Origin of the sequence: Stenotrophomonas sp. S49, assembly GCF_016624905.1 — a bacterium.
Lineage (GTDB): Bacteria > Pseudomonadota > Gammaproteobacteria > Xanthomonadales > Xanthomonadaceae > Stenotrophomonas.
In genome coordinates, this window is record NZ_JACVUD010000049.1 from 20,696 (window position 1) to 30,423 (window position 9,728).

Annotated in this window: 11 protein-coding genes; all 11 read left to right on the plus strand. The window is 65.5% G+C overall.

Annotated features, from left to right (window positions below):
• Positions 1–30 precede the first annotated feature (30 nt).
• The 11 genes from IAE58_RS11875 (at position 31) to IAE58_RS11925 (ending at position 9,629) form a co-directional block, all read left to right on the plus strand.
• Positions 31–876: a CPBP family intramembrane glutamic endopeptidase gene (locus tag IAE58_RS11875; protein ID WP_199933756.1), complete on the plus strand. Its 846-nt coding sequence runs from the start codon at positions 31–33 to the stop codon at positions 874–876.
• A 69-nt stretch (positions 877–945) separates the two neighbouring features.
• Positions 946–1,752 carry a M48 family metallopeptidase gene (locus IAE58_RS11880; RefSeq protein WP_108747907.1) on the plus strand — a complete coding sequence of 269 codons (807 nt, stop codon included), beginning with the start codon at positions 946–948 and terminating at the stop codon, positions 1,750–1,752.
• A gap of 131 nt (positions 1,753–1,883) precedes the next feature.
• Positions 1,884–3,071 (plus strand): DUF4032 domain-containing protein, encoded by a 1,188-nt coding sequence (locus IAE58_RS11885; RefSeq protein WP_199933757.1) that lies wholly within the window; start codon positions 1,884–1,886, stop codon positions 3,069–3,071.
• 255 nt (positions 3,072–3,326) lie between these two features.
• Positions 3,327–3,884 carry an energy transducer TonB gene (locus IAE58_RS11890; protein WP_199911433.1) on the plus strand — a complete coding sequence of 186 codons (558 nt, stop codon included), beginning with the start codon at positions 3,327–3,329 and terminating at the stop codon, positions 3,882–3,884.
• A 92-nt stretch (positions 3,885–3,976) separates the two neighbouring features.
• Positions 3,977–4,738: a TonB-system energizer ExbB gene (gene exbB / locus IAE58_RS11895; protein ID WP_108747910.1), complete on the plus strand. Its 762-nt coding sequence runs from the start codon at positions 3,977–3,979 to the stop codon at positions 4,736–4,738.
• 57 nt (positions 4,739–4,795) lie between these two features.
• Positions 4,796–5,221 carry a biopolymer transporter ExbD gene (locus tag IAE58_RS11900; RefSeq protein ID WP_025875550.1) on the plus strand — a complete coding sequence of 142 codons (426 nt, stop codon included), beginning with the start codon at positions 4,796–4,798 and terminating at the stop codon, positions 5,219–5,221.
• Positions 5,222–5,224: 3 nt separating this feature from the next.
• Complete coding sequence (locus IAE58_RS11905; protein ID WP_065200109.1) at positions 5,225–5,638, plus strand: biopolymer transporter ExbD; 414 nt, start codon at positions 5,225–5,227, stop codon at positions 5,636–5,638.
• A gap of 147 nt (positions 5,639–5,785) precedes the next feature.
• Positions 5,786–7,246 carry a cardiolipin synthase gene (gene cls / locus IAE58_RS11910; protein ID WP_199933758.1) on the plus strand — a complete coding sequence of 487 codons (1,461 nt, stop codon included), beginning with the start codon at positions 5,786–5,788 and terminating at the stop codon, positions 7,244–7,246.
• A gap of 40 nt (positions 7,247–7,286) precedes the next feature.
• On the plus strand, positions 7,287–7,553 hold the full coding sequence (locus IAE58_RS11915) for a hypothetical protein (RefSeq protein ID WP_199933759.1): 267 nt from the start codon (positions 7,287–7,289) through the stop codon (positions 7,551–7,553).
• Positions 7,554–7,562: 9 nt separating this feature from the next.
• Positions 7,563–8,306 carry a pyridoxine 5'-phosphate synthase gene (locus IAE58_RS11920; protein WP_108754964.1) on the plus strand — a complete coding sequence of 248 codons (744 nt, stop codon included), beginning with the start codon at positions 7,563–7,565 and terminating at the stop codon, positions 8,304–8,306.
• Between the two features lie 210 nt (positions 8,307–8,516).
• Positions 8,517–9,629: a PA0069 family radical SAM protein gene (locus IAE58_RS11925; protein WP_199933760.1), complete on the plus strand. Its 1,113-nt coding sequence runs from the start codon at positions 8,517–8,519 to the stop codon at positions 9,627–9,629.
• The last annotated feature ends 99 nt before the right edge of the window (positions 9,630–9,728 follow it).

The following is a 9,728-nucleotide window of genomic DNA, read 5'->3' on the forward strand; positions in this document are numbered from 1 at the left end:
CGGCCGTCGTCCCTTGACCACAGGTACCCGATGTCTGCTTCCGCTCCGGTTTCCGCACCGCCGCCGGTTCCCCCGGCATCCGCCGCGCCCCGCGCCTCCTCGCCGCTGGCCGGCTTCTTCATCGATCTGGGCATTGCCGTGGTAGCGCTGTTCGGGCTCAGCCTGATCAGCGGCATGGTCTGGGGCCTGACGCGTACCGTGGCGATCAGCGTGGCCCATGCCAAAGCCGGTGGCGAAGCCGCCGACGCCGGTGGGCTGGCCGCCCAGCTCGGCCAACCCGGTGCCCTGGCGCAGGTGGTGATGGCGCTGGTGGCCACCGGTGGCGCCGCGTTGCTGGTCTATTTCTGGCGCCGGCCGGCCAATGCCGCCGAACGCCAGCGCTCCCTGCAGGCACTGCGCCGCCCGGCAACCTGGGGCTGGACGCTGCTGGTGGCCACCCTGATCGTGATCGGCAGCAACGGCATCGCGTTCCTGGCCAAGCAGCTGGGCGTGGAGCCGGTGCCCACCAACCTGCACCTGATGCAGAACGCCATTGCCCAGTTCCCGGTGTTCCTGGTGCTGTTTGCGGTGGTGCTGGCGCCGGCCTACGAAGAGCTGCTGTTCCGTCGCGTGCTGTTCGGGCGCCTGTGGCAGGCCGGCCGGCCCTGGCTGGGCATGCTGCTCAGCAGCCTGGCCTTCGCCCTGATCCATGAAATTCCTGGAACCAGCGCCAACGGCCCGGCCGAGATCGCCCAGCTGTGGCTGGTCTACGGCGGCATGGGCGCCGCGTTCTGCTGGCTGTACAAGCGCACCGGCACGCTGTGGGCCGCCATTGCCGCGCACGGCCTGAACAACGCCGTGGCGCTGGCGGCACTGGTGTTCTTCGGCGCCACGTAAGGCCACGCGCGCTTGACGAAAGATTAAGCAGGCGCGGTACACACTGCCTGCATGAACACGGGGGATTCCATGAAATCACTGCTGCTCGCCCTGCTCATTACGTCGCTGGTGGCCGCGTGCGCGACCACCACCTCGCCCACCGGCCGCCGGCAGATGGTGGGCGGCGTGTCGCAGGCCCAGCTGGACCAGCTGGGTGCGCAGGCGTTCGCCGAAACCAAGCAGAAGGAAAAGATCAGCACCGACGGCCGCCAGAACGGCTACGTGCAGTGCGTGGTCAATGCGTTGGTGGCCCAGCTTCCCGATCAATACCGTGGCGTACGGTGGGAAACGGCCGTGTTCGTCGACAAGGAACCCAACGCCTTTGCTCTGCCCGGGGGCAAGGTGGGGGTGAACAGCGGCATCTTCACCGTGGCCAAGAACCAGGACCAGCTGGCGGCGGTCATCGGCCACGAGATCGGCCATGTGATCGCCCGCCACCACGAAGAGCGCATCACCCGGCAGATGGGCGCGCAGACCGGCTTGGCAGTGCTGGGAGCGCTGGCCGGTGCCTACGGCGGCGATGGCGCGGCCAGCACGGTGAACCAGCTGGGCGGCATGGGCGCACAGGCGGCCTTCCTGCTGCCGGGCTCACGTACCCAGGAAAGCGAGGCCGATGTGATCGGCCAGCGGCTGATGGCCCAGGCCGGTTTCAACCCCGCCCAGGCCGTGGATCTGTGGCAGAACATGATGGCCGCCAGTGGCGGACGCAGCCCGCAATGGCTGTCCACCCACCCCGATCCGGCCAACCGTATCCGCGAACTGCAGCGTGACGCCCCTGCCCTGGCGCCGGTTTACCAGCAAGCCCAGGCGGCCGGTCGCCGGCCAAAGTGTGGGTGAGTGCGCAGATTCATGCTGTACTGCAGCACATAAAACGATTTCTCATGCCATCCGTTTCTGATACGTTTGGCGGCTCAGATTTTTCTGACAGTCCGACTTTGCCGCTCCGGGCGGTTCGATCGAGGTGAACGATGATTTTCCGTAACCACAAAGCTGTGCTTTCCGTCCTGATCGCCACTGCCCTGACCGGCGCCGTGGTCACCGATGCGTTCGCGCAGTCCTCGCGTTCGTCCGAGCGTGGCAACCGCGGCGGCAAGCAGGCCAAGGCCGAAGTCCTGTACCCGAACGCCACCCGTGAGGAGCCGAAGGAAAAGGCGTCCTCGAAGATGGGCAGCAAGCTGCAGAAGCTGATTGACAGCTACAACGATCAGAAGTTCCCGGAGACCCTGCAGGTTGCCGGTGAGATCCTGGGCAACAGCGCGTCGAACAACTACGACAAGTCGCTGGCTGCGCAGCTCGCTTCGCAGGCCGCCTACCAGACCGACGACACCGCCGGCGCGATCACCTACCTCAAGCAGGCTCTGCAGCTGAACGGCCTGGACAACAACGGCCACTTCCAGGCCATGCTGATGCTGGGGCAGCTGCAGCTGCAGGAAGACCAGACCGCCGAAGGCCTGGCCACGCTGGACAAGTACTTCGCCGAGAGCAAGTCGAACAAGCCGGAAGAGCTGATCGCCAAGGGCCAGGCGCTGTACCAGCTGGAACGCTACCAGGAAGCCATCCCGGTGCTGCAGCAGGCCATTGCCGGCGCCACCGAGCCGAAGGACAACTGGAACCAGCTGCTGATGGCAGCCCTGTCCGAAGCCGGCCAGACCGGTGAAGCGGTGAAGACCGCCGAGGCGCTGGCAGCGAAGAACCCGAACGACAAGAAGGCGCAGCTGAACCTGGCCAACATGTACATGCAGGCCGACCAGATGCCCAAGGCCGCCGCGGTGATGGACAAGCTGCGCAGCAGCGGCCAGCTCACCGAAGAGCGCGAGTACAAGCAGCTGTACTCGATCTATGCCAACACCGAGAACAAGGAAAAGGACGTCATCGCGGTCATCAACGAAGGGTTGCAGAAGGGCATCCTGAAGCCGGATTACCAGGTTTACCTGGCCCTGGCCCAGTCCTACTACTACTCCGACCAGGTGCCGCAGGCGATCGAGGCGTGGCAGAAGGCTGCCCCGCTGTCCAAGGACGGTGAGACCTACCTGAACCTGGCACGCGTCCTGCATGCCGAAGGTCGCGTTCCGGAGGCCAAGCAGGCCGCCCAGCAGGCGCTGGCGAAGGGCGTGAAGAACCAGGCTGATGCCAAGAAAATCATCAACCTGAAGTAAGTAGGAATAACGCCTGAACGCCTGCGAGATTAATGCGCAGGCGCTCAGGATTGGTATAAGCTTGGAGGTTCCTGCGGTGTCATGCACCGCTGATCAGGGATCCCGCCCCCCGGGACTCCGGCCCCACTATTGAGCTCTTGGCGCATGACGGAACAACTAGTCGTTCACCGGTACGAACAACCCGATGACAAGGGGCTGAGCTGGCCTCGCATCGTCGGCATCGCGTTTGTAATCGCCCTGCATCTGGCCGCCTTCATGATGCTCCTGATCCCCGCTGTGGCCCCCAAGGCCGTGGCTGAGAAGGAGCGCAACGTCATGGTGACCATCGTCGACGCGCCGCCGCCGCCACCGCCGCCGCCGCCGCCGCCGCCGCCGCAGGATACTCCGCCGCCGCCGGTGAAGAATCTGTCGCCGCCGAAGCCGTCGCCCGTCCCGCCGCCGCCGCAGGCGCCGGTCGTCGACGTGCCGGAACCGCGCCCGAACGATATCGTCACCCCGCCGTCGCCTCCGTCGCCCCCGGCACCGCCGGCGTCGATCGAGGCCAGCGTCGACATCTCGTCGAAGGCCATGAATCCGCCGCGCTACCCGCCGGCCGCTTTCCGCGCTGGTATCCAGGGCGAAGTGATCCTGATCATTGATGTCGATGCCCAGGGCAACGTCACCAATGTCACGGTGGAAAAGTCCAGCCGTAACCGCGACCTGGACCGTGCTGCGATGGAAGCCGCGCGCAAGTGGCGTTTCAACGCCGCTGAATCTGGCGGTAAGAAGGCTGCTGGTCGCGTCCGCGTCCCGGTCAACTTTGCGCTGAACTGATGCGAGCGGGTGGCCGCCGGCCACCCCTCCTCCGGTTCGATTGTCTAGCTTAGCTACACCCTTTATCACCACACACAACAAAGGTAAGCGTCATGCTGCAGGAAATTTTCATCGCCGCTGCTGCCGGGGGCAATCCGTCCAACGCCCTGTCGCAGATGGGCTTCGAGCACCTGATCCACGAAATGACCACCAAGCCGGGTGATTTCGCCGTTTCCTGGGTCGTGCTGCTGACCCTGGTCGTCATGTCGGCCATGTCCTGGTACTGGACCGTCATCAACATCTTCCGCGCTACCCGCCTGAAGAGCGCTGCTGACCGCGTCGTCAGCCTGTTCTGGGATACCCCGAACGCACAGGACGCCATCCGTGCGATGGAAGAACAGCCGGCTTCGGAGCCGTTCTCGAAGATCGCTCTGGATGCTGCGCAGGCTGCTGCTCACCACCAGCGCGCTGAAGGCGGCGCCACCGGTGGCCTGGGTGAAAACCTGAGCCGTTCGGAGTTCGTCGACCGCGCCCTGCGCCAGGCCGTCACCCGCGAAAGCAACAAGCTGCAGTCGGGCATGACCCTGCTGGCCACCGTCGGTGCAACCGCTCCGTTCGTCGGTCTGCTGGGTACCGTGTGGGGCATCTACGGCGCGCTGATCAAGATCGGTGCCACCGGCTCCGCTTCGATCGACGCCGTTGCCGGCCCGGTGGGTGAAGCGCTGATCATGACCGCCATCGGTCTGTTCGTCGCGATCCCGGCCGTGTTCGCCTTCAACTTCTTCAGCAAGATCAACAGCGCGACCATCAGCAAGTTCGATACCTTCGCGCACGACCTGCACGACTTCTTCGCCACCGGTTCGCGCGTCCGCTAATTGCGACGCGCTGTACCCAGCGAGAACGTAGTCAACACGATCTAGACGGAGCCCGTTATGGCTTTCAGTAGTGGTAACAGCGGCGGCCCCATGGCCGACATCAACGTTACGCCCCTCGTGGACGTGATGCTGGTGCTGCTGATCATCTTCATCATCACGGCGCCCCTGATGTCCCACAAGGTCAAGGTGGATCTGCCGGAGGCCAATCTGGTCCAGAAGCCGGACGACACCAACGACCGCAAGGGCCCCATCACCCTGGCAGTCAAGGAAGACGGTTCGATCTACTGGAACGACGAGGAAATCGACAAGCAGACTCTCGAGTCGCGCCTGGCGACCGCCGCCCAGCAGACCCCGCAGCCGCCGCTGAACCTGCGTGGTGACCGCACCACCAAGATGCGTGTCATCAACGAGATGACCAAGGTCGCTCAGGAACAGGGCATGCTGGACGTCGGCTTCGTCGCTACCAAAGAAAAGGGGCAATAAGCCATGGCATTCAGTAGTGGTGGTGGCAAAGGCCCCATGGCTGACATCAACGTGACGCCCCTGGTGGACGTGATGTTGGTTCTGCTGATCATCTTCATCGTGACCGCGCCGATCATGACGTACCCGATCGCCGTGGACCTGCCGCAGCGCGTGCTCAACCCACCGCCGCAGCTGGTCGAACCGCCGCCGCCGATCGAACTGAAGATCGACGCCAGCAACCAGGTCTCGTGGAACAACAGCCCGATCAGCACGCACGAACTGCAGCAGCGGATGGAACAGGAGGTCCAGCGTGACCCGACCAACCAGCCGGAACTGCGGATCGATGCAAGCCCGGATTCCGAGTACGACGTGATGGCCAAGGTTCTGGCCGCCGCGAAGAATGCTCAGATGAAGAAGATCGGCTTCGTGCAGCAGTAATACGCAGTACCGCAGCACAACAGTCATGACGCGACTGCAGACGCCCCTGGGGACAGGGGCGTCTTTTTTTGTGCTCGGGGTCAGAGCCCTTTCCTGCAGAAAGGGATCTGACCCCATCACCACGCACCCGCCCGCTATCATCGGCGCATGCTCGCCCTCTTCGATTCCCTGCGCGTCTGGCTCGATGGCATCGCCCATCTGGGCACGATCCTGGCCGTGGCCTACCTGCTCTACCTGCTGGCACTGGCCGGCTGGATCATGCTGCAGAAACGCGAACCGGTCGCCACGCTCAGCTGGATCCTGTCGCTGGCCCTGCTGCCCTACCTGGGCCTCTTCATCTACTACCTGCTGGGCCCGCAGAAGGTGAAACGGCAGCGCCTGCGCCGTGGCCGCGCGCGCTCGGGCATGGAGCACTACAGCGATGTCTGCCCGCCCGATGCCGGCTGCACCGAACTGGCCAAGGTGGCCCAGGCGACCACGGGCCTGGCGCCCAGCACCGCCACCGAAGTGACCTGGCTGGTGGATGGCGCAGCCACCTATGCCGCCCTGCTGCAGGCCATCGCCGAAGCGCGCGACCACGTGCACCTGGAGTACTACATCTTCAGCCCCGACCATGCCGGTACGGCGCTGCGCGATGCCCTGGTGGAACGTGCGCGGGCCGGCGTGCAGGTGCGCCTGCTGCTCGATGCGGTCGGCTCCTCGTCGTTGCCGCGGCGCTTCCTGCAGCCGCTGCTGGATGCCGGTGGCGAGGCCATCTGGTTCCATCCGCGGCAGCTGCTGAAACCCTTCAAACGGCCGTGGTTGAACCTGCGCACGCACCGCAAGCTGGTGCTGGTGGATGGACGCCTGGCCTTCACCGGTGGCATCAACATCACCGACGAAGAAGACGAGAGCCGCAACCCCAACGCGTACCGCGACCTGCACATGCGCATTGCCGGCCACGTGGTGCGCAGCCTGCAGCTGGTGTTCGTGGAAGACTGGCTGTACGCCAGCGGCCAGGAACCCTCGCGCTTCGACATCGCCCGCCTGTGGCCGGCCGACATGCCGCTGCGTGGCGATGGCAGCATCGATGCACAGGTGCTGGTGTCCGGCCCCGATTCGGGCTGGGAAACCATCCACCGACTGCATGTGGCGGCCATCCAGGAAGCGCGCGAGCGGGTCTGGCTGGTCACGCCCTACTTCGTGCCCGGCGAGGCCGCGCGGATGGCGTTGACCTCGGCCGCACTGGGCGGGCTGGACGTGCGCCTGCTGGTGCCGAAGATGAGCGATTCCTGGTTCGTCACCCAGGCCGCGCGCTCGTACTTCGACGAACTGCTGCATGCCGGGGTGAAGATCTACGAATACGGCCCGCGCATGCTGCACACCAAGGCTTTCATTGCCGACGATGATGTCTGCATCGTCGGCAGCGCCAACTTCGACCACCGCAGCTTCCGCCTGAATTTCGAACTGTCGATGATGATCAGCGACCGCGGCCGGGTGGCTGCGCTGGCCGAGCTGCTGCAGGCCGAATTCGATCGCTCGAGCCGTGTACAGGACCAGGCGGCCCGTTCGCTGTGGCTGCACCGCCTGCCCGAGGCGTTCGCGCGGCTGGCCTCGCCGCTGCTGTAACGCAGCGCTACACTGCCGCCTGACCTGCGGGAGATCGCACATGTACTGGCTGTACCTGCTGCTGGCGCTGGGCTGCTTCGCCTTCGCCCTGAAGACCCCGCACATGGGGCTGATGTCGCTGGCACTGCTGGCGGCGCTGGCCTTCCTGCTGGCCTGGGTGCGTGGCCGCTACGTGGCCCGCTTCGGCGATCTGCAGCGCGACCCGTCCACCCTGGTCGACGCCGAACAGGTGCGCCGGCTGCGCGAGCAGGCCCCTCAAGCGCAGGCGCCGCGCGAACCTCACGATCCCCCTTCCCCGACCCCGTAGTTCCGTTCCATGACCCAGCTCAGCGTCAACGTCAACAAGATCGCCGTCCTGCGCAACTCGCGCGGCGGTGCCGAACCGGACGTGGTGCGCGCCGCCCAGGCCTGCCTGGATGCCGGTGCGCATGGCATCACCGTGCACCCGCGCCCCGACCGCCGCCACATCACCGCCGAGGACGTCCTGGCGCTGTCCACGCTGACCCGCGCCCGCGGCGTCGAGTTCAACATTGAAGGCAACCCCTTCGCCCCGCCGCGCGAGGGTTACCCGGGGCTGCTGCCGCTGTGTGCGCAGACCCGGCCGGCCCAGGCCACCCTGGTGCCTGATGGCGATGGCCAGATCACCTCCGACCACGGCTTCGACTTCGAACGCGACGGCGAGCGCCTGCGCCCGTTGGTAGCCGAACTGAAAGCCATGGGCTGCCGGGTCAGCCTGTTCGTGGATGCCGGCAACCCCTTGCTGGAACAGGCCGCCGCGGTTGGTGCCGATCGCATCGAGCTGTACACCGGCCCATACGCCGAAGCCCACGCCGCCGGCGACGCGCGCGCCATGCTGGAGCTGTTCGCCAACGCCGCACGTCGCGCCCAGGCGGTCGGCCTGGGGGTGAATGCCGGCCATGACCTGTCGCAGGACAACCTGCGTGACTTCCTGGCGGCCGTGCCGCAGGTACTGGAAGTGTCCATTGGCCACGCACTGATCGGCGAGGCGCTGTACGACGGCCTGGACGCCACCGTGAAGGGCTATCTGGCCCTGCTGTAAGGCGCCGTCGCAGTTGTTGAGACCGCCGTGGCCCAGGCTTCTGGATTGCCACGGCGTTCGGCTGTGCCTGCCCCGTGGAACCTGTGGATAACCTTGGGGTCAACCTGCACCCGGATTCGACTGTACGCCTACAGCTACGTGAATTCCCGCCGCTTGCGCCACCTGTGGTTAGCAATAATACTAACGGCCCAGCAACGGCCGGAGGGCGACATGCAGCACCTGCCTCTCAAGGCCCACGCCGCCATCAAGGGTCGCGGCTCCACCTCGCATCTGGCCGGCCGCTTTGAAAGCACGGTCAGCGAGGCCATCGATGACGGCTGGGCGCCAGACGAAAGCGACGAATTCAGCGCGCCTCGCCTGCGCACCGAAGTGCGTGCGGAGACCGCGCGCAGCATCATCAGCCGCAACAATTCCCCCGATGTGGGTTTCAGCCAGTCGGTGAACCCCTATCGCGGCTGCGAGCACGGTTGCTCGTACTGTTTCGCGCGGCCCTCGCACGCCTATCTGAACCTGTCGCCGGGCCTGGACTTCGAAACCAAGCTGTTCGCCAAGACCAACGCGCCGCAGCTGCTGCGCAAGGAGCTGGCGAAACCGGGCTACGTGCCGCAGCCGATCGCGCTGGGTATCAACACCGATGCGTACCAGCCGATCGAACGCAAGTTGAAACTCACTCGCCAGCTGATCGAGGTGATGCTGGAAACGAAGCATCCGTTTTCGCTGATCACCAAGAACGCGCTGGTGGAGCGCGACATCGATCTGCTGGCACCGCTGGCAGCGGAAAACCTGGTCAGCGTGCATTTCTCGGTCACCTCGCTGGACCCGCACCTGTCCGCCAAGCTGGAACCGCGCGCATCGGCACCGCATGCGCGCCTGCGTGCGATGAAACGCCTGCACGAGGCCGGTATTCCGGTGGGCGTGATGGTGGCGCCGGTGATCCCGTGGATCAACGACAGCGAGCTGGAGGCCGTGCTGGAGGCCGCCCATGACGCCGGCGCCAGCACCGCCGGCTACGTGCTGCTGCGCCTGCCGCTGGAAGTGGCGCCGCTGTTCCGCGATTGGCTGGAAACCCACCACCCCGACCGCGCCGCGCATGTGATGAGCACCATCCAGCAATTGCGTGGTGGCAAGGATTACGACAGCCAGTTCGGCACGCGCATGCGCGGCCAGGGCGTGTATGCGGACCTGTTGAACAACCGGTTCAAGCTGGCGCGGAAGCGGCTGGGTTTCAATGCGCAGAACAGCCATTGGCCGAAGCTGGACTGCAGCAGGTTCGTGAAGCCGTTGCCGCCGCAGAAGGAATCGCCGCAGGGAACGTTGTTCTAGTAGAGTCGAGCTTGCTCGACTGAAGTTGAAAGCGGGCGAGGTAGAGTCGCGGGGGGGGGGGGGGGGGGGACAAAAAAAAAGCCAGACCAGGCGGAGCAC

What these genes read in the sequence shown, in the direction of transcription:
- IAE58_RS11875 (WP_199933756.1), top strand. Translation starts at nt 31, where the DNA reads ATGTCTGCTTCCGCTCCGGTTTCCGCACCGCCGCCGGTTCCCCCGGCA.
- IAE58_RS11890 (WP_199911433.1), top strand. Translation starts at nt 3,327, where the DNA reads ATGATGCTCCTGATCCCCGCTGTGGCCCCCAAGGCCGTGGCTGAGAAG.
- cls (WP_199933758.1), top strand. Translation starts at nt 5,786, where the DNA reads ATGCTCGCCCTCTTCGATTCCCTGCGCGTCTGGCTCGATGGCATCGCC.
- IAE58_RS11885 (WP_199933757.1), top strand. Translation starts at nt 1,884, where the DNA reads ATGATTTTCCGTAACCACAAAGCTGTGCTTTCCGTCCTGATCGCCACT.
- IAE58_RS11925 (WP_199933760.1), top strand. Translation starts at nt 8,517, where the DNA reads ATGCAGCACCTGCCTCTCAAGGCCCACGCCGCCATCAAGGGTCGCGGC.
- exbB (WP_108747910.1), top strand. Translation starts at nt 3,977, where the DNA reads ATGCTGCAGGAAATTTTCATCGCCGCTGCTGCCGGGGGCAATCCGTCC.
- IAE58_RS11880 (WP_108747907.1), top strand. Translation starts at nt 946, where the DNA reads ATGAAATCACTGCTGCTCGCCCTGCTCATTACGTCGCTGGTGGCCGCG.
- IAE58_RS11915 (WP_199933759.1), top strand. Translation starts at nt 7,287, where the DNA reads ATGTACTGGCTGTACCTGCTGCTGGCGCTGGGCTGCTTCGCCTTCGCC.
- IAE58_RS11920 (WP_108754964.1), top strand. Translation starts at nt 7,563, where the DNA reads ATGACCCAGCTCAGCGTCAACGTCAACAAGATCGCCGTCCTGCGCAAC.
- IAE58_RS11900 (WP_025875550.1), top strand. Translation starts at nt 4,796, where the DNA reads ATGGCTTTCAGTAGTGGTAACAGCGGCGGCCCCATGGCCGACATCAAC.
- IAE58_RS11905 (WP_065200109.1), top strand. Translation starts at nt 5,225, where the DNA reads ATGGCATTCAGTAGTGGTGGTGGCAAAGGCCCCATGGCTGACATCAAC.